The organism is Amycolatopsis keratiniphila (assembly GCF_000400635.2).
Lineage (GTDB): Bacteria > Actinomycetota > Actinomycetes > Mycobacteriales > Pseudonocardiaceae > Amycolatopsis > Amycolatopsis keratiniphila.
Map to the genome: position 1 here is coordinate 1,531,021 of NC_021252.1, position 19,426 is coordinate 1,550,446.

General features: G+C 69.8%; 10 protein-coding genes. 9 read left to right on the plus strand and 1 reads right to left on the minus strand.

Features of this window, described 5'->3' with window-relative positions:
* Nucleotides 1-137 precede the first annotated feature (137 nt).
* Nucleotides 138-602: a hypothetical protein gene (locus tag AORI_RS48345; protein ID WP_016331862.1), complete on the plus strand. Its 465-nt coding sequence runs from the start codon at nucleotides 138-140 to the stop codon at nucleotides 600-602.
* Here AORI_RS48345 and AORI_RS48350 read toward each other — a convergent pair.
* Complete coding sequence (locus tag AORI_RS48350; RefSeq protein WP_081809643.1) at nucleotides 523-1,182, minus strand: TetR/AcrR family transcriptional regulator; 660 nt, start codon at nucleotides 1,180-1,182, stop codon at nucleotides 523-525. The genes AORI_RS48345 and AORI_RS48350 overlap by 80 nt on opposite strands.
* Before the next feature lie 68 nt (nucleotides 1,183-1,250).
* Between AORI_RS48350 and AORI_RS48355 the strand changes: the two genes are divergently transcribed.
* The 8 genes from AORI_RS48355 (at nucleotide 1,251) to AORI_RS48395 (ending at nucleotide 19,285) form a co-directional block, all read left to right on the plus strand.
* On the plus strand, nucleotides 1,251-1,976 hold the full coding sequence (locus AORI_RS48355; protein ID WP_016331863.1) for an alpha/beta fold hydrolase: 726 nt from the start codon (nucleotides 1,251-1,253) through the stop codon (nucleotides 1,974-1,976).
* Nucleotides 1,977-2,097: 121 nt separating this feature from the next.
* Nucleotides 2,098-3,129, plus strand: a complete 1,032-nt coding sequence (locus tag AORI_RS48360) for a D-lactate dehydrogenase VanH-Ao2 (RefSeq protein WP_063856700.1) — start codon at nucleotides 2,098-2,100, stop codon at nucleotides 3,127-3,129.
* Nucleotide 3,130: 1 nt separating this feature from the next.
* The gene (gene vanA-Ao2 / locus AORI_RS48365) at nucleotides 3,131-4,177 is read left to right on the plus strand and encodes a D-alanine--(R)-lactate ligase VanA-Ao2 (protein WP_016331865.1); all 1,047 of its coding nucleotides are present in this window, start codon (nucleotides 3,131-3,133) and stop codon (nucleotides 4,175-4,177) included.
* Nucleotides 4,167-4,775 (plus strand): D-Ala-D-Ala dipeptidase VanX-Ao2, encoded by a 609-nt coding sequence (locus tag AORI_RS48370; protein WP_016331866.1) that lies wholly within the window; start codon nucleotides 4,167-4,169, stop codon nucleotides 4,773-4,775. Before vanA-Ao2 ends, AORI_RS48370 begins: the two co-directional genes overlap by 11 nt.
* Before the next feature lie 985 nt (nucleotides 4,776-5,760).
* Nucleotides 5,761-6,735: a ParB/RepB/Spo0J family partition protein gene (locus AORI_RS48380; protein ID WP_081809644.1), complete on the plus strand. Its 975-nt coding sequence runs from the start codon at nucleotides 5,761-5,763 to the stop codon at nucleotides 6,733-6,735.
* A 151-nt stretch (nucleotides 6,736-6,886) separates the two neighbouring features.
* On the plus strand, nucleotides 6,887-7,732 hold the full coding sequence (locus AORI_RS48385; RefSeq protein ID WP_043848611.1) for a prephenate dehydrogenase: 846 nt from the start codon (nucleotides 6,887-6,889) through the stop codon (nucleotides 7,730-7,732).
* A 139-nt stretch (nucleotides 7,733-7,871) separates the two neighbouring features.
* Complete coding sequence (locus AORI_RS48390) at nucleotides 7,872-9,830, plus strand: ABC transporter ATP-binding protein (RefSeq protein WP_016331870.1); 1,959 nt, start codon at nucleotides 7,872-7,874, stop codon at nucleotides 9,828-9,830.
* A 2-nt stretch (nucleotides 9,831-9,832) separates the two neighbouring features.
* The gene (locus AORI_RS48395) at nucleotides 9,833-19,285 is read left to right on the plus strand and encodes a non-ribosomal peptide synthetase (RefSeq protein WP_016331871.1); all 9,453 of its coding nucleotides are present in this window, start codon (nucleotides 9,833-9,835) and stop codon (nucleotides 19,283-19,285) included.
* Nucleotides 19,286-19,426: the final 141 nt, after the last annotated feature.

Genomic DNA, 19,426 nt, shown 5'->3' on the forward strand with positions numbered 1-19,426 from the left:
AGTCCGTGAAGGCCTCCTTGAGGGACTCTGGGTCCCTCAAGGAGGCCTTCACGGACTCGGCCGGTCACACGATCGAGGCAAGAGGCCCGTCTCGCCGCGTTCCGCGGGTATCCCCCGGGAAACGGAGGAGGCAAACGATGCCCGACAACGAACTCCCGGGTTTCCTGATCATCGGCCTGATCTTCGTCGTCGCGGACGGCCAGATCCTGTACCGCGGCGCCCGCCGCTTCCTGACCGCGCCGGACGCCCGGGAGGGCAGCGGGTCGGTGGCCTGGATGGTGGTGACGGTCTTCCACCTGGCGGCGATCGGGATGCTGGCGCTGCTGGCGGTCGTGGCCCCGGACTGGTCCGGTTCGACGGCCGCGTTCGTCGGCAGGCTGGGTGTGTTCCTGCTGCTCATGGCGGTCGCCCACGTCCTCACCCTGTCCGTGCTCGCCCGGCGGCGCGAGGACGACGTCGTGGTCGGCACCCGGCGGCGGAAGCCTCCGGACGACCGCGTCGAACCGGTGCAGGAGCCGACGGTCACCCCGGTGCCGGGCCAGGAGGGCCGGAACCCGCGGGTGAGCCCGGATCTCGGGGACCAGGGTCCGTATCGGGCCTGAGCCCGAGCGCGAGGTGGAGCTGGCGCGCCCACCAGCGCACCTGCGCGGACGAGCCGTCGGCTGCGGTGAGCCCGGCGCTGCGCCGGAAATCGCTCCCGTACAGGGGCTCCGTGGCCATCGCCTGGTGCAGGGCGGCGACGGCGAGCCGCGTGTCGTCGAGTGAGCCGCCGGACGGCCGGAGCCGGTGGAGGGCGTCGACGACCGGGTCGAGCATCCCGCTGCCCGGGTCGTGCCAGCCCGCCGCGTGCAGTGCCACCGCGAGCTCGCCGTAGCCGTCCCGGTACAGCGTGTGGAGGGCCTCGACGAGCCCGAGCAGATCCGCCTCCTGGTCCAGCCAGCCGGCGAGCAGGCCCTGAAGCGCGTCCCGGAGACGGCGGCCCCCGTGCCGGAGGAGTTCGGCGAGCAGTTTCTCGCGGTTGCCGAAGTGATGGGCGACGCCTGCGTCGGTCATGCCGACCCGGGCGGCCACGGCGCGCATCTGGACGGCGGCGACGCCGGACTCGCCGAGCAGGGAGGCCGCGGCGTCGAGGATCAGCCGCCGGGCCTCTTCGGGCGCTCGTCGGGCTCGAGAGGTCGTCACGACCGGATCGTACCTTGATGAGCCAAGGTAGATGCGTTACCTTGACAGTCCAAGGTAAGGGGGATGCCGTGAGTAGTGAAATCAGTCTTGACCTGGGCGAAGTCATCCTTCGGGGTACGGCGACCGGCGCCGGTCCGACGGTGCTGCTGCTGCACGCGGGCGGAGAACGCCGTGCGGTCTGGGTGCCGGTCGCCGCGGCGCTGGCCGGGCACGGCTTCCGGTCGGTGGCCTTCGACCTGCGCGGACACGGGGACAGTTCCGGCCGGGCGACCACGCTCCGCGAGCTGGCCGACGACGTGGCCGGGATGGTCGCGAGTCAGCCTGTGCCCGTGGTCCTGGTGGGCGCTTCGGTCGGTGGCCTGGCCGCCATCGCGGCGCTCGCGGATCCCGCTGTCGCGGCAGGCGCGTCCGGGCTCGTGCTCGTCGACGTCGTACCCGACCTCGAACCGGGCAGGGTGCGCTCGTGGCTCGACTTCCATGGGCTCGCCGGGCGGTACACACGCCTGGTGGACGACGTCCTCGGCTCGGGTCCCGCCCTGCTCGCCACGGCCGGGGCCCTGGACCTGCCGGTCCTGGTGGTGCACGGCGGTCAGGGGTCGCCGCTGCGCGACGCCGATGTGGGCCGTCTGCGCGCGGCCAACCGCCGGGTCGCCGTCGTCCGTGTTCCGGCGGCGGGTCATCTCGTCGCGAGGGACGCTCCGGAACAGCTCGCCGACCTCGTGTCCGGATGGCTTTGCGGCATCGGTCACGGGGCGGTTTCGACCTCGGGGGCGGGCGGGCAAGATCTGCGGTAGAGCTGTGCGCCGCAGGTGAGCGACAACGACATGCACTCGGCGCTACCAGTTGGTAACTTATTGTCGGGGCATCGAAAACCCCATAAGAAGCGGCAACAACGCGCTGCCTACAATGTCGGGCATGACCTACAGCGAACCAGCGCGATCAGCTGCCCCCCGCACCGGATCGCCGGCGTCCGCCTCCTCCTCGGCCGTCTTGGCGAGGGGAATCACGATTTATGGTTGCGGATCGGACGAGGCCGCCTTGTTCCGGGAGATGGCTCCTCGTTTCGGCGTAATGCCGACCATTGTGGACGAGCCGGTATCCGAGGCGAATATCGGGCTGGTCTCCGGAAATCGATGCATCAGTATCGGTCACAAGACCAAGGTCACGAATTCCATTCTTCTCGCCCTCGCCGAAGCGGGCGTGGAATACATCTCCACCAGGAGCATCGGCTTCAACCACATCGATGTGGAATACGCGGCGAGCGTCGGTATCACCGTGGGCAATGTCGCCTACTCGCCCGACAGCGTCGCCGACTTCACGCTGATGCTGATGCTGATGGCGGTGCGCGACGCCAAGTCCATCATCCGCCGCACCGAGGTGCACGACTACCGGCTGAACGAGGTGCGCGGGAAAGAGCTGCGCGATCTGACCGTCGGAGTGGTCGGAACAGGGCGGATCGGGGTCGCGGTGCTGGACCGGCTGCGTGGTTTCGGCTGCCGGGTGCTGGCCTACGACACGCTGCTGACCGCCTCGGCCGATTACGTTCCGCTCGACGAATTGCTCCAGCAGAGCGACATCGTGACGCTCCATGTGCCGCTCAACAACGATACCTATCATCTTCTCGACCGGAAGAACATCGAGCGGATGAAGGACGGCGCGTACATCATCAACACCGGACGTGGCCCGCTCATCGAAACCGAAGCCCTCATTTCGGCACTGGAAGACGGCAAACTGGGCGGAGCGGCATTGGACGTCGTCGAAGGAGAGGAAGGCATCTTCTACGCCGACTGCCGGAACAAGCCGCTCGAGAGCGAAACGTTGCTGCGGCTGGAAAAGCTGCCGAACGTGCTCATCAGTCCGCATACCGCCTATTACACGGACCACGCACTGAGTGACACTGTTGAAAACTCCATCATCAATTGTCTCCAATTCGAAAGCGGGAAGTAGTATGGGTAGGCTGAAAATCGGAATTCTGTTCGGCGGGCTTTCCGAAGAACATCCTATCTCCATCAAATCTGCGCGTGAGGTCCAGAAGCACCTCGACCTCGAGAAGTACGAGCCGTACTACATCGGGATCACCCAGAGCGGTTCCTGGATGCTGTGCGACGGCCCCGCCGAGGACTGGGAGAACGGCGACGTCCGCCCGGCCGTCCTGTCGCCGGACCGCGGTGTGCACGGCCTGCTCGTCCTGGACGAGGGCAAGTACGAGACGATCGCCCTCGACGTGGTGCTGCCGGTGCTGCACGGCAAGTTCGGCGAAGACGGCGCGATGCAGGGCCTGCTGGAGATCTCCGGCATCCCCTACGTCGGCTGCGACCTCCCGAGCTCGGTCATGTGCATCGACAAGTCGCTCACCTATTCGGTCGTCCGCGGCGCGGGGATCGCGACGCCGACCTTCCACATCGTCACGCCGGACAACGACGTCGACCCGGACGCGCTGAACTACCCGGTCTTCGTGAAGCCCGCCCGCTCCGGCTCGTCGTTCGGCGTCAGCAAGGTCTCCTCGAAGGAAGAGCTGCCCGCCGCGCTGGCGGAGGCGCGCCAGTACGACGCGAAGATCCTGATCGAAGAGGCCGTTATCGGCAGTGAGATCGGCTGCTCGATCCTCGGCGACGGCGAGGACCTGTTCGCGGGTGAGGTCGACCGGGTCGCGCTGACCCACGGCTTCTTCAAGATCCACCAGGAGAAGAGCCCCGAGACCGGTTCCGAGAACTCGAGCTTCATCGTCCCCGCCGACATCCCGGACGCCTCGCGTGACCTGGTCCAGGAGACGGCCAAGGTCATCTACCGTGCGCTGGGCTGCAGCGGGCTCGCGCGCGTGGACCTGTTCCTCAAGGAGGACGGCAGTGTCGTGCTCAACGAGGTCAACACCCTGCCCGGCCTGACCTCGTACAGCCGTTACCCGCGGATGATGAACGCCGCCGGCCTCTCGCTCGGCGACGTGATCGACCGCCTGGTGAAGCTGACGCTGGCGGGCGTGACGAATGAGGGATGATTTCGTCTTCGTCGACGAGGTCGTCTCCGGAATCCGCTGGGACGCCAAGTACGCCACGTGGGACAACTTCACCGGCAAGCCGGTGGACGGCTACCTGGTGAACCGCGTCGTCGGCACACGTGCGTTCTGCGCGGCGCTGGAAAAGGCGCGGGACAAGGCCGCGGAACTCGGCTTCGGGCTGCTTCTTTGGGACGTGTACCGCCCGCAGCGCGCGGTGGACCGCTTCATGCGCTGGGCGGAAGAGCCCGAAGACGGCCGGAAGAAGGCCAGGCACTACCCGAACATCGAGCGGCCCCAGATGTTCGAACAGGGCTACGTGGCCACCAAGTCCGGGCACAGCCGGGGCAGCACGGTGGACCTGACGCTCTACCGCCTGGACACCGGTGAGCTCGCCGACATGGGCGGTGACCACGACCTGATGGACGTCGTCTCGCACCACGGTGCCGACGGGGTGCCGGAAGAGGCCGCGAAGAACCGCGCGCACCTGTGCGCGATCATGGAAGGTTCCGGCTTCAGCTCCTACGAGTGCGAGTGGTGGCACTACAACCTGAAGGACGAGCCTTACCCGGACACCTATTTCGATTTTCCCATCGAGTAGGAAAGCCGGTCGGCCACACTGATGCCGCGGGTGCCCCGAGTGGTGCCCGCGGCATCGCTGTCACTGCTCCTCCGCTCGATCGGGGTGAGCTTGCCTCCGGATGAAAAGAAGGCGAACCCGTTCGGGGTCGGAGTTCACTTTCGCATCCCCCGCTTTGCTCTCGGCGTGCGCGTACCGATGAGAAGCATCCGGTAGCGAACCGAACAAAGGGGCCCCGGCTCGACCGTTCGTGTGAATAAGTGTCGAAGGGCGGGATCCGGTGATCGGATGTCATGGTCATCCGGCCGAGAAGGCGAAACAGGCGAACGGGTTAAGAAGAGTCCGCGAACAGCCTAGCCCGTTACCCCTGTGAGCAGCGTATGCGGGCGTGCCGTACTGATCCCGGGTGAGCGAGTCAATACCCTGAGTGGAAGCTGCGAATAGTGATCTTGGGGCGCTTCGACACTGCGAATTACGCTGTTCGTCAATTGCCGACAACGGTTGATCGTGCCATGCTGCAAAGGTGTGCGGCTCGCTGGGGATCGTCAGAGCGCGCACGCACTGGGGATCGAGGGGGGGCGACGGTGACTCGCGACTGCGAGGAAGTCTTGGACCGACCGGTGCAGCACTGATCGGCCCCCTAGTCGAGAACCAGGATCTGAACCTTTCGAGAACTCGCCCTGCGGGTGGGGTACCGGCTTACTTCGGGCTGAACGGGTGTAAGCCCTTGCCGGACCGGAGCCGCCGAGCGTACGTCTTGATCGGAGCCTCATCCGGGGCGCGGAAACCCTTCCCGTTCCGGTGGTTCCGGGGAATACGCGCCGCCATCGGTCTTCCGAAAACCGTGGTGGCGTTCGAATAGTCCTCACCGTCGAGGACGCCCGCCGCGCGGCCGAGATACGCCCGGACGGGATCGTGGTGTCCAACCACCGAAACCAAGCAGTTGGACGGTGGGTTCCAAAGCCATGTCACGAAGTTGACGCATAAGAGATTCAGTGGGGGCTAGGTGGATCCGACGAGAGTAGACCTGTCCGCTCTCCCGGTAGTCGAAGTCGAGCTGTCGCGGCTGTCGTCCGTGTGCTCGCCACGAACTTCGGGCGAGGATCCGGACCATGTCGAGATGTTGCTGTCGACGGAATGGGAGCTTCCGCCCATTCTCGTGCACCGGCCGACGATGCGGGTGGTCGATGGCCAGCACCGGCTGAAGGCGGCGCGGTTAAGGGGTGACACGAAAATCCAGGCACGGTTCATCGACGGCACCGAATCCGATGCCTTCGTCCTGGCCGTGGCGGCGAACATCCGGCACGGTCTGCCGCTTTCGCTGGCCGATCGCAAACGAGCGGCCGTCCAGATCATCGGAACGCATCCGCAGTGGTCCGATCGGCGCGTGGCGTCGGCGACGGGTATTTCCGCCGGGACGGTGGCGGACCTGCGCAAACGCGGTGGAGAGAACGGAAGCGAGGCCAGGATCGGGCGAGACGGGCGGATCCGGCCCGTCGACAGTTCAGAGCGGCGGCGACTCGCCGCCGACCTCATCCGCAACGATCCGGGGCTCTCGCTCCGGCAGGTCGCCAAGCAGGTCGGCATCTCGCCGGAGACGGTCCGGGACGTGCGGGGGCGGCTGGAGCGCGGGGAGAACCCGACCCCGGACGGCAGCAGGAGGTCGCGGACCAAACAGCATCCGCTGAACCTGACCGAGCCCGATCTCGGTCACGCGCTGGACCGGGAGCGGCTCGCCGTACTGGAGAAACTCAAGGCGGATCCCACCCTGCGGTTGAGTGAGGTGGGCCGGATCCTGTTGCGCATGCTCACCATGCACTCCATCGACGGGCAGGAGTGGGAGCGGATCCTGCGCGGCGTCCCGCCGCATCTGTACGGCGTGGTCGCCGGATTCGCCAGGGACCACGCCCGGGTCTGGGCGGGGTTCGCGGATCACCTGGAGAACCGCGCGACCGATCTCGCCACGGGAGCGATCGCGTAACGCGACAGCTCGGCGCGAAGGGGACCTTCCCGTGCGGTGCACGGTGAAGGTCCCTTTCGTGTGCCCGGTGTCCAACTCCGCCTTGGACACCGGATCGCGGTGCCAAGGTCGCCGGCTCGACATCGCCAGGTGGGCGGCATAAGAAGTGACGGTGACCATCGAGAAGGCGCTTGTCGTCGGTACGGGACTGATCGGCACCTCCGTCGCGCTGGCCCTTCGCGAACGGGGCGTGGCGGTGTATCTGTCCGATGTAGACGCTCGGGCCGTCCGGCTGGCGGGGGACCTCGGCGCCGGCCGGGAATGGACCGGTGAGGAAGCCGACCTGGCGCTGATCGCCGTCCCGCCGCATCTCGTGGGTGAGCGACTGGCGGACCTGCAGCGGCGAGGAGCCGCGCGGGTGTACACCGATGTGGCGAGCGTCAAGGTCGACCCGATCGCCGACGCGGAACGGCTGGGCTGCGACCTGAGTTCCTATGTGCCGGGCCATCCGCTCGCCGGCCGGGAACGGTCCGGCCCGTCCGCCGCCCGCTCCGATCTGTTCCTCGGCCGTCCGTGGGCGATCTGCCCCGGCGCCGAGACGGCCGCGGATGCCGTCCGGCTGACGCGGGAACTGGTTTCGTCGTGCGGAGCGAGGGCGGTCACGGTGGAGGCGGCCGAGCACGATGCGGCGGTGGCGCTGGTGTCGCACGCTCCGCATGTGGTGGCGTCGGCGATGGCGGCGAGTCTCGCGGGCGGCGACGACGTCGCGCTGGGCCTGTCGGGGCAGGGACTCCGCGATGTGACGCGGATCGCGGCCGGGGATCCCTTGCTGTGGCGAAGGATTCTCGCCGGGAACGCCCAGCCGGTCGCCGGGGTGCTCGACCGGATCGCGGGCGACCTCGCGGCGGCGGCCTCGGCGTTGCGGTCCGGCGATCTGGACGAGGTGACGGATCTGCTGCGGCGCGGGGTGGCCGGCCATGGCCGGATCCCCGGCCCGCGCGGCGCCAAAGCAGGCTGACCCGCCACGGAACACTCGCGCTCCGACCCCGCGCGAACGTGTCCAAGCGCGGAAAGTGCTCGCTTGGACTCACTCGTGGACATCGACTCGATTCAGCACGATTGAGATCGCCGACTTGGCTCGTGAGAGAGGTGACCGTATGGACGTGGTTCTGCGCTTCGAGGGGGTGGACAAGAGTGAGCACGATCCGGATCCCTGGGTGACGAAGGTCCGCAAGGGGACCGTGCGCCGGGTGCTCGCCTACTTCCGCCCGCACGTCGGCAAGGTGGCGCTCTTCGTGCTCGTCGCCGTCCTGGAGGCGCTGATCGTCGTCGCGACTCCGTTGCTGCTGAAGGAACTCATCGACAACGGCATCGTCAAGAACGACCTCGGGGTCGTGATCTGGATGGCCGTCCTCACCGCCGGGCTCGCCTTCCTGGGCGCGGCGCTGGCGCTGCTGTCGGGCTACATCTCCGGGAAGATCGGGGAGGGGATCACCTACGACCTCCGGGTCCAGGCGCTCGACCATGTCCGGCGGCTGCCGATCGCGTTCTTCACCCGCACGCAGACCGGGGTGCTGGTCGGACGGCTGCACACGGAACTGATCATGGCGCAGCAGCATTTCACCGGTCTGCTCATGGCGGCCACCAGCCTGGTCATGGTCGTGGTGGTGCTGGCCGAGCTGTTCTATCTTTCGTGGCTCGTCGCCGCGATCTCGCTGCTGATCATCCCGATCTTCCTCGTGCCCTGGATCCGGGTCGGGCGGGCGATCCAGCGGCGCAGCATCCGGCAGATGGACGAGAACGCCGGTCTCGGCGGGCTGCTCCAGGAGCGGTTCAACGTGCAGGGGGCGATGCTCTCCAAACTCTTCGGCCGGCCGGACGAGGAGATGGCCGAGTACACCGAACGTGCCGGGAAGATCCGCGAAGTCGGTGTGAGCCTTGCCGTCTGGGGCCGGATGGCGTTCGTCATGATGGCGCTGATGGCCTCGCTGGCCACGGCGCTCGTCTACGGGATCGGTGGCGGGCTCGTGCTCGCGGGGGCGTTCCAGCTCGGCACGCTGGTCGCCATCGCCACGCTGCTCGGGCGGATGTTCGGGCCGATCACCCAGCTGTCCGGGATGCAGGAGCTGGCGCAGACCGTCGTGGTGAGTTTTTCCCGGGTCTTCGAGCTGCTCGACCTCAAGCCGCTCATCCAGGAACGCCCCGGCGCGGTCGCGCTGGAGAAGGACGTGGCGCCGGACATCGAGTTCGAGAACGTGAAGTTCCGCTATCCCACCGCGGACGAGGTCTCGCTGGCGTCGCTGGAGCATCTGCGGACCGAGCGGGAGCGCGGGGAAGTGTCGCCGGACGTCTTGCGCGACGTGAGTTTCCACGTGGGGGCCGGCACCCTCACCGCGCTCGTCGGCCCGTCGGGGGCGGGGAAGAGCACCATCACCCACCTGGTGTCCCGGCTGTACGACCCGAACGCCGGGACCGTGCGCGTCGGCGGGCACGACCTGCGGGACCTCAGCTTCGCATCGCTGCGCGAAACGGTGGGTGTGGTCAGCCAGGACGCCTATCTCTTCCACAACACGATCCGGGAGAACCTTCTCTACGCTCGTCCGACCGCCACCGAGGAAGAGCTGATCGAGGCCTGCAAGGGGGCCCAGATCTGGGATCTGATCGAATCCCTGCCCCTCGGGTTGGACACCGTCTCGGGTGACCGCGGCTACCGCATGTCGGGCGGGGAGAAGCAACGACTGGCCATCGCCAGGCTGCTGCTGAAGGCGCCGACGATCGTCGTACTCGACGAAGCCACCGCGCACCTGGACTCCGAGTCGGAGGCGGCCGTCCAGCGGGCGCTCAAGACCGCCCTGCGGAACCGGACGTCGCTGGTGATCGCCCACCGGTTGTCCACGATCCGCGAGGCCGACCAGATCCTCGTGATCGACGGTGGCGGGGTGCGGGAGCGCGGGACGCACGACGAGCTGCTGGCCCAAGGCGGCCTGTACGCGGAGCTGTACTACACGCAGTTCGCCGACCCGGCGAACGACGCGGCCAAGCCGGAAGTCGAGGAAGCCGAGCTTGACGAGCCCGAGCCTCAGCCGGCGATCCAACCCATCGGCTTCGGAGGATGACGATGAATTCCGCAGCGCGGACCACACGGACGGTGCTGGAGCTGTTCGCGTCGCACGTGGACCGGACGCCCGGCGCGGTGGCCGTGGTCGACGGTGACCGGGTGCTGACATACCGGCAGCTCGACGAGCAAGCGAGCCGGTTGGCCGGATGCCTGGCAGGCCGGGGAATCCGCCGTGGCGACCGGGTCGCGGTGATCATGGGCCGGTCGGCGGACCTGGTGGCGGCGCTGCTCGGCGTGTGGAAGGCGGGGGCGGCGTATGTGCCGGTCGACGCCGCCTATCCCGCTCCGCGCGTGGAATTCATGGTGTCGGACTCGGCGGCCGCGCTGACGGTGTGCTCGGCCGCCACCCGTTCCGCCGTACCGGCGGGGGTGGCGTCGCTCGAAGCGGACGCCGTCACGGACGAGGACGCGGGCGGCACTCCGGTCGCCGCGGCGCGCCCGGGGGATCCGGCGTTCGTGATGTACACGTCCGGCTCTACGGGCACGCCGAAGGGAGTGGTTATCTCCCAGAGCCGTGTCGCGGAGCTGGTGCAGGACCCCGGTTGGGAGATGGGGCCGGACGACGCGGTGCTCATGCACTCGCCGCACGCCTTCGACGCGTCCCTGCTCGAAATCTGGACGCCGCTGTCCTCGGGGGCCCGGGTGGTGATCGCCGAACCGGGCGTGATGGACGCCCGGCGCCTGCGGGAAGTGGCCGCCGCGGGAGTGACGCGCGCGTACCTGACCGCGGGGAGTTTCCGTGCGGTGGCTGAGGAATCGCCGGAATCCTTCGCCGGGTTCCGCGAGGTGCTGACCGGCGGCGACGTGGTGCCCGTGCACGCGGTGGAGCGCGTGCGGCAGGCCTGCCCCCGGGCGCGGGTCCGGCATATGTACGGACCGACCGAAGCGACGATGTGCGCGACGTGGCATCTGCTGGAGCCGGGTGACGTGCTGGGGACGGTGCTGCCGATCGGGCGTCCGCTGGCGGGCCGCGCGGTCCACGTGCTCGACGAGTCGCTGCGGCCCGTCGGGCCGGGTGTGGTCGGCGACCTGTATCTCTCGGGAAGCCTGGCGGAGGGCTACTTCGGCAAGGCCGGGCTGACGGCGGAACGGTTCGTGGCGGATCCCTCCACGCCGGGACAGCGGATGTACTGGACGGGCGACCTCGCCCAGTGGACCGCCGAGGGCGAGCTGCTGTTCGCGGGCCGGGCCGACAACCAGGTGAAGGTCCGCGGGTTCCGGATCGAACCCGGCGAGATCGAGGCCGCGCTCATCGCCCAGCCGGACGTCCAGGACGCCGTGGTGGCGGCGATCGACGGACGGCTCATCGGTTATGTGGTGGCGGGTGAGGACGTCGACCCCGCGCTCGTCCGCGAGCGTCTCCGTGCGGTGCTGCCGGAGTACCTGGTCCCGGTCGCCGTGCTCGTGCTGGACGCGTTGCCGCTGACCGGCAACGGCAAGGTGGACCGGGCGGCGCTGCCCGCACCCGAGTTCACGGCGAGCGCCACGAGCCGGGAGCCCGCCACCGAGGCCGAGCGTGTCCTTTGTGGACTGTTCGCCGAGGTGCTCCGGATCGACCGGGCCGGTGTCGACGACGGATTCTTCGAACTGGGCGGGGATTCGATCCTCGCGATGCGCCTGGCGGCGCGCGCGGCCAAGGCCGGTCTGCTGCTGACGCCGGTCCAGATCTTCGAGGAGACCACTCCCGCGCGGCTGGCCGCCGTGGCGCGGGACCTGCCCGCCGACCGGCCCGCCGACGGTGCCCTGCTCAGCCTGACCGAGGCGGAAGAGGCGGAGCTGGCGCTCGCCGCTCCCGGCGCCGACGAGATCTGGCCGCTGGCCCCGCTGCAGGAGGGGCTGCTCTTCGAATCGATCCTCGACGACCAGGGCCCCGACATCTACCAGGTGCAGGTGATCCTGGAGCTGACCGGCGAGGTGGACGAGACCCGGCTGCGAGCCGCGTGGGACACCGTCGTCCGGCGGCACGACGAGCTGCGGCTGACCTTCCACCGGCTCGAATCGGGCAAGACCGTGCAGGCCGTCCACGGGGATGTCACCGTGCCGTGGCGGACGGTGGATCTGACCGGCGCCGACGACGTCGACACCGCCTTCGAAGCCCTGGCGATGCAGGAGCAGGCGCATCGGTTCGACCTCGCCACGGCGCCGCTGATCCGGCTGGTGCTCGTCCGGGTCGGGGAGGACCGGCACCGGCTGCTGGTCGTCATCCACCACATCCTGGTCGACGGCTGGTCGGTGGCGGTCATCCTCAACGAGGCGTTCGAGGCCTACGAGCCCGGCGGGCGGCTGCCGGAACGGCGGGAGGGCGCCGGCTATCTCGACTACCTGGCTTGGCTGGAGAGGCAGGACAAGGACGCGGCACGCGAGGCCTGGCGGGCGGAGCTGTCCGACCTCGACGAGCCCGCGCTCATCGCGTCGGCGTCGGCCGCGACGGACTACGACTACCGCGTCACCCACCTGCCGCCCGCGCTGCACGACGGCCTCCTGGAATTCACCCGTGAGCACGGGCTGACACCGAGCACGGTGGTGCACGCCGCCTGGGCGATGGTGCTGTCGCGGCTCACGCGGCGGACCGACGTGGTGTTCGGCACCATGGTCGCGACCCGCCCCGCGGAACTGCCGGGCATCGAGTCGATGCCGGGCCTGCTGATGAGCGCGATGCCGGTCCGTGTGACGCTGGACGGCGGGCAGGCGGTCATGGACATGCTCACCGGGCTGTACGGCCGTCAGCTGGCCCTCATGCCGCATCAGCACCTGGGACTGCCGGAGATCCAGAAGGCGGCCGGACCCGGCGCGACCTTCGACACGCTGCTGGTGGTCGAGAACTACCCGCGGGAATACGCCGGCCGGTACAAGTACCTGCGCACGATCGAAGGGACCCACTATCCGCTGACGCTCGGCATCACCCCGGGGGACCGGTTCAAGATCCAGCTCGGCTACTGGCAGGGCCAGGTCCCGGACGCCGTCGCCGACTCGCTGCTGGAGTGGTTCGTCGGTGCCATCGGCGCCCTGGTCGCCGATCCCGCCGGTCCGGTGGGGCGGATCGGGGTGGGCACGGCGGAGGCACGCGACTGGCGAACGCCACTCGTGGCGGGGGAACCGCTGCACACGCTGGTGGGGCGGATGGCCGCCGAGCGGCCGGACGGCGTGGCGCTGGTGGACGGCGACGGCGAGCTGACCTACGCGCGGTTGTGGGATCTCTCGGTGCGGTTCGCCGCCGTGCTGCGCGCCCACGGCGTCGGGGCGGAGTCCCGGGTCGGCCTGGTGGTGGGACGGTCGTCCTGGTGGACCGTCGGCATGCTGGGCGTCCTGCTCGCGGGCGGCACGTTCGTGCCGGTGGACCCGGCGTATCCGGACGAGCGCAAGGAAACGATCTTCCGCAGCGCGGATCCGATGCTGGTGGTGTGCGCGGCGTCGACCCGGGGGACCGTGCCCGCCGAGTACGCGGACCGGTCGCTGGTGATCGACGAGGTCGAGCTGACGGCGGCGACGGAGGAAGAGCTGCCGCGGGTGGATCCGCGTAGTGCCGCGTACGTGATCTACACGTCGGGATCGACGGGGACCCCGAAGGGCGTCGTCGTCACCCACACCGGGCTGGGGAACCTGGCGCTGGCGCATATTGAACGGTTCGCCGTGAAGCCGTCGTCGCGGGTTTTGCAGTTCGCGGCGCTCGGCTTCGACACCATCGTGTCCGAGGTGATGATGGCGCTGCTGTCGGGAGCCACGCTGGTGGTGCCGCCGGAGCGGGAGCTGCCGCCGCGGATGGCGATGTCCGAAACGCTGGCACGGTGGGACATCACGCAGGTGAAGGCGCCGCCGTCGGTGCTGGGCACGGTCGACGTGCTGCCGGACCGGGTGGACACCGTGGTCGCGGCGGGCGAACTCTGCCCGCCCGGCCTGGTGGACCGGATGTCCGCGAACCACCGGATGATCAACGCCTACGGGCCGACCGAGACCACGATCTGCGCGACGATGAGCATGCCGTTGTCGCCGGGCCAGCACCCGATCCCGTTCGGCGGACCGGTTCCGGGAGTGCGCGCCTATCTGCTGGACTCGTTCCTGCGCCCGTTGCCGCCCGGCATCACCGGTGAGCTGTATCTGGCGGGCATCGGGGTGGCGCGCGGTTACCTGGGCCGTCCGGCGCTGACGGCCGAGCGGTTCGTCGCCGATCCGTTCGCCCCCGGTGAGCGGATGTACCGGACCGGGGACCTGGCGTACTGGACGGATCAGGGCGAACTGGTGTCCGCCGGGCGGGCCGATGACCAGGTGAAGATCCGCGGCTTCCGGGTCGAACCGCGCGAAATCGAGTTCGCGCTGTCCGCGTACCCGGGGATCACCCAGGCCACCGTGACCGTCCGCGAAGACCGCCTGATCGCCTACGTGACGCCGGGAGACATCGACACCCAGGCGGTGCGGGCGCAGCTCGCGTCGCGGATGCCCCAGTACATGGTGCCCGCGGCGGTGGTGGCGCTGGACGTCCTGCCGCTGACGGCGCACGGGAAGATCGACCGGCGCGCGTTGCCCGACCCCGATTTCGTCACCGGGACGCCCGCCAGGGAGCCCGCCACCGAGACCGAGCGGGTGCTGTGCGAGCTGTTCGCCGGCGTGCTCGGGCTGGAGCGGGCCGGGGTGGACGACAGCTTCTTCGACCTCGGCGGGGACTCCATCCTCTCGATGCAGCTCGCGGCGCGGGCGCGGCGTTCGGGACTGAGTTTCACCGCGGCGGACGTCTTCGACGGGAAGACCCCGGAGCGCATCGCGCAGCTGGCGGAGGTGTCTTCGCCGCCGGAACAGGCCGCTTCCCCGAAGCCCGACGGTGTCGGCGACGTCGCCTGGACGCCGGTGATGTCGCTGCTGGGCGACGGCGTCACGGGACCCGGATTCGCGCAGTGGATGGTGGTCGCGACACCTCCGGGCCTGACGGAAAAGGCTTTGGCGGCGGGATTCTCGGCCGTGGTGGCGACGCACGACATGCTGCGGGCCCGCGTCGTCGAAGACGGGCGCGGACGGCGGCTGGTGGTCGGCGAGCGCGGGGCGGTGGACCCGGCCGGGTGGATCACCCGCGTCGGGCTCGACGGCCGTTCGCCGGACGAGGCCGTCGAGGACGCGGCACGCGAGGCCGTCGGCAGGCTCGACCCGGCGGCGGGGGTGATGGCGCGGGTCGTGTGGCTCGACGCCGGACCGGACCGGGCCGGCCGGTTGGTGGTGGTCGTCCATCACCTGTCGGTCGACGGTGTGTCCTGGCGGATCCTGCTGTCGGATCTGCGGTCCGCCTGCGAAGCGGCGGCCGAGGGGCGGACCCCGGCGCTGGAACCGGTGGGCCTGTCGTTCAAACGGTGGGCGAGCCTGCTGAAGGAGCAGGCGGTCTCCGCGGAACGGGTCGCGGAACTGGAGGCGTGGAAAGCGATCCTCGGACCGGTGGAGCGCGGGCCGTCCGAGAGCCGGGCCGCGGGGGGCGAAGTGCGCTCGCGGTCGTGGGTGGTGCCGAAGGCGGAGACACGGGCCTTGGTCGGCCGGGCTCCGCTGGTCTTCCACTGCGGGGTGAACGACGTCCTGCTCGCGGGGCTGGCCGGAGCGGTGGCCCGGCGGCGCGGTGGCGACGCGGTGCTGGTGGACGTGGAAGGCCACGGCCGTCATCCGGCCGCGGGCACCGATCTGTCCCGGACGGTGGGCTGGTTCACCAGCGCGCATCCGGTACGGCTGGCCGTGGCGGACACCGATCTGGCGGACGTGCTCGCCGGTGGCCCGGCGGCCGGTCGGTTGCTGAAGCTGGTCAAGGAGCAGTCGCGGGCGGTGCCCGGCGACGGCCTCGGATACGGCATGTTGCGCTATCTCAACGACGTGACGGGGCCGGTACTGGCGGCACTGCCGTCGCCGGAGATCGGGTTCAACTACCTCGGCAGGTTCGCCACCGCCGAGAAGGGCGACGTGCGGGCCTGGCAGCCGGTCGGCGACCTCGGCAGTGCGCAGGAACCCGGAATGGGTCTGCCGCACGCGCTCGAAGTCAACGCGATCGTCCAGGATTCGCCGGACGGTCCCGAACTGACGCTCCTGCTGGAATGGCAGGAAGACCTGCTGGACGAAGCCGAGGTCGAACGACTGGCCCAGGACTGGCTCGACATGCTGGCCGGGCTGGCCCGGCAGGCGGACGATCCCGCCGCGGGCGGGCACACCGCGTCCGACTTCGAGCTCGTCACCTTGGACCAGGCCGAGATCGAAGCCCTCGAAGCCGAATACGCGGACGCCGGCGGAGTGGCCGACGTGCTCCCGCTTTCGCCGTTGCAGCACGGGCTCGCGTTCCACGCCGGGTACGGCGGTGACGGGGTCGACGTCTACACCGCCCAGGCGGTGCTGGACCTGAGCGGTCCGCTGGACATGCTGCTGCTGCGGAAATCGGTGCGCGGGCTGCTGGACCGGCACCCGAACCTGCGCGCCGGATTCCGGCACGCCGCCGCCGGGCCCGCCTATCAGGTGATCCCGGGCGCCGTGGAGGTGCCGGTGTCCTTTGTGGACGCGACGGGGTCGGCGGATCCGGAGGCCGAGGCGACGGCGGTGGCCGAGGCCGAGCGGGCTCGGCCGTTCGAGCTGGCCAAGCCTCCGCTGCTGCGGATCACGGTGGTGGCCCTGAGCCGGGACAGCCACCGCCTGGTGCTGACCAACCATCACATCCTGCTCGACGGCTGGTCGACGCCGCTGCTGGTGGACGAACTGCTCACGCTCTACCGCGACGGCGCGGCCCCGTCCGCGCTGGCGCCGGTCACCCCGTACCGGGATTACCTGGCCTGGGTCGGCGAAACCGATCGGGACGCGTCGATCACCGCGTGGCGCGAGGCGCTGGCGGGCCTGCCGGAACCGACCCTGGTCGCGGACGACCGGCCGGTGCCGGTCCAGGTGCCCGGCCAGATGTGGGCCGAACTGGACGAGACGTTCGCCGCCGCCCTGACCGCGCGGGCCCGCGAATGCGGGGTCACGGTCAGCACGATGCTGCAAGCGGTGTGGGGCCTGGTGCTGGCGGCGACCACCGGACGCGACGACGTGGTGTTCGGGGCGGTGGTGTCCGGGCGACCGGCCGAGCTGCCCGGGATCGAGACCATGGTCGGCCTGTTCATCAACACCGTGCCGGTCCGGGTCCGGACGCGGCCGGAGCAGACCTTCGCCGAGCTGGTGCGGCAGATCCAGGACGAGCAGATCGCGTTGCTGGCCCATCACCACGTCGGGCTCGCCGACATCCAGCAGGCCGCCGGGCTGGGCCGGTTGTTCGACACCCTCGTCGTCTACGAGAACTACCCCAGGCCCGACGAGACCGCCGACACGGAGCCGGATCGGTTGCGGGTGCGGGGAATGACCGCCGCCGACGCCACCCACTACCCGCTGGCGCTGGCGGTCGTCCCCGGCGACGTCCTGCGCCTGCGGCTGGAGCACCAGCCCACGCTGTTCACCACGGAGCAGGCCGCCGCCGTGCTGGACCGCTTCACGCGGGTGCTCGAAGCCGTGGTCGCCGAGCCGCGGACGCCGCTCCCGGCGGTGCCGATCCTGTCCGCCGCCGAACAGCGGGACCTGCTGGCGCGCAACGACACCGCGGTGGAGGTGCCGGACCGGACGCTCCCGGAGTCGTTCGCCGCGCAGGCCGCCGCCACCCCGGACGCGACCGCGGTGGTCTTCGAGGACCTGTCGCTGTCCTACGCCGAACTCGACGCCCGTGCCAATCAGCTGGCGCGCTGGCTCATCGAACGGGGCGCCGGGCCCGAAGGCCTGGTCGCGGTGCTGCTGCCCCGGTCGCTGGAACTGGTCGTCACGGTGCTGGCGATCACCAAGACCGGTGCTGCCTGGCTGCCGATCGATCCGGTCTATCCGGCCGAGCGCGTGTCGTACATGCTCGACGACGCCCGGCCGTCGCTGGTGATCACCTCCGCGGCGCTGTCGGCGTCGCCCGCCGGTGAGGTGGTGGCGGGCAGGCAGGCGACGGTGGTGATCGACGATCCCGTGGCCGTTGGCGAGCTGGCTGCCCGGGATCGCGCTCCGGTCACCGACGCGGACCGCGTCCGGCCGCTGGATCCGCGTCATCCGGCGTACCTCATCTACACCTCGGGCTCCACCGGCAGGCCCAAGGCCGTCGTCGTCACCCACCGGAACCTGGCGAACTACCTGTTCCACTGTGGACGGAAGTACCCGGGGCTGCGGGGACGATCGCTGATGCATTCGTCGATCGCTTTCGATCTGACGGTGACCGCGCTGCTCACTCCGCTGACCGTGGGCGGAACGGTTCAGGTCGGTGCGCTGGAAGACCTGATCGGCACGGTGGAAAGCGCCCCGGCGCTGTTCCTCAAGGCCACGCCGAGCCATGTGAAGACGCTGGACACCGGTTCACGGGAGATCGCGGTCGCGGGCGACCTTCTGCTCGGTGGCGAGCAGTTGCCCGTCGACACGATCGCCCACTGGCGCCGGACCTACCCGAACACCGTCGTGGTCAACGAATACGGCCCGACCGAGGCCACCGTCGGCTGCGTCGAATTCCGGCTCGAACCCGGGCAGCCGGCGCCGTCCGGCGAGGTGGTGCCGATCGGCACTCCCATGACGAACGCGCGGGCGTTCGTGCTGGATTCGTGGCTGCGGCCGGTGCCGCCGGGCGCGGTGGGCGAACTGTACGTGGCGGGCGCGGGTGTGGCACGCGGCTATCTCGGGCGGCCGGGGCTGACCGCGACGCGGTTCGTGGCCGACCCGTCCGGGGACGGCGGGCTGATGTACCGGACCGGGGACCTGGTGCGGTGGAACCCGGACGGGGAACTGATGTTCATCGGTCGCGTCGACGACCAGGTGAAGGTGCGGGGTTACCGGATCGAGCCCGGCGAGATCGAAGCGGCACTGGTGGCACAGGAGCCGGTGGGACAGGCCGTGGTGCTGGCCAAGGACGGCGCCTCCGGCAAACGGCTGATCGGTTACGTGACCGCCGCCGGGGAGTCCGAAGTGGACGAAGCCGCGGTCCTCGCGGGCGTGGCCGCCCGGTTGCCGCGGTACATGGTGCCGGCGGCGGTGGTGGTGCTGGAGACGCTGCCGTTGACGGCGAACGGGAAAGTGGACCGGGACGCGTTGCCGGATCCCGATTTCAACGGACGCGTCACCGGACGGGAGCCGGTCACGGAGGCCGAGCGGCTGCTGTGTTCGCTCTTCGCCGAGGTGCTCGGACTGGAGCGGGCGGGCGCGGACGACAGTTTCTTCGAACTGGGTGGCGATTCGATCCTTTCGATGCAACTGGCGGCGCGTGCCCACCGGGCGGGAATAGCCTTCGGGGCGCGTGAGGTGTTCGAACAGCGGACCCCCGCGGCGATCGCGGCGGTCGTGGAACGGGCGGCGAGCGCTCCCGCCGCGAGTGAACACGCGACGTCCGACGTCGCTCTTCTCGAACTGGACCAAGACGAGATCGACGAATTCGAAGCGGAGTTCGAAAGCGGTCGCTGAGCCCGTGACGCCGTGAGGTGTGCCGGGTCGGTGGTGGGCCGAAGGCTCCCTTCGCCGCGTCTAATGCGGTGAAGGGAGCTTTCACCCCGGTCACTCACCCGCGCCGGCCACCTCGCCGACGGCGCCCGTGTCGCGAAAGCC

Excerpts from the sequence above, each read along its gene's own strand:
- AORI_RS48345 (WP_016331862.1), top strand. The coding sequence starts at position 138 with ATGCCCGACAACGAACTCCCGGGTTTCCTGATCATCGGCCTGATCTTC.
- AORI_RS48360 (WP_063856700.1), top strand. The coding sequence starts at position 2,098 with ATGACCTACAGCGAACCAGCGCGATCAGCTGCCCCCCGCACCGGATCG.
- vanA-Ao2 (WP_016331865.1), top strand. The coding sequence starts at position 3,131 with ATGGGTAGGCTGAAAATCGGAATTCTGTTCGGCGGGCTTTCCGAAGAA.
- AORI_RS48370 (WP_016331866.1), top strand. The coding sequence starts at position 4,167 with ATGAGGGATGATTTCGTCTTCGTCGACGAGGTCGTCTCCGGAATCCGC.
- AORI_RS48390 (WP_016331870.1), top strand. The coding sequence starts at position 7,872 with ATGGACGTGGTTCTGCGCTTCGAGGGGGTGGACAAGAGTGAGCACGAT.
- AORI_RS48395 (WP_016331871.1), top strand. The coding sequence starts at position 9,833 with ATGAATTCCGCAGCGCGGACCACACGGACGGTGCTGGAGCTGTTCGCG.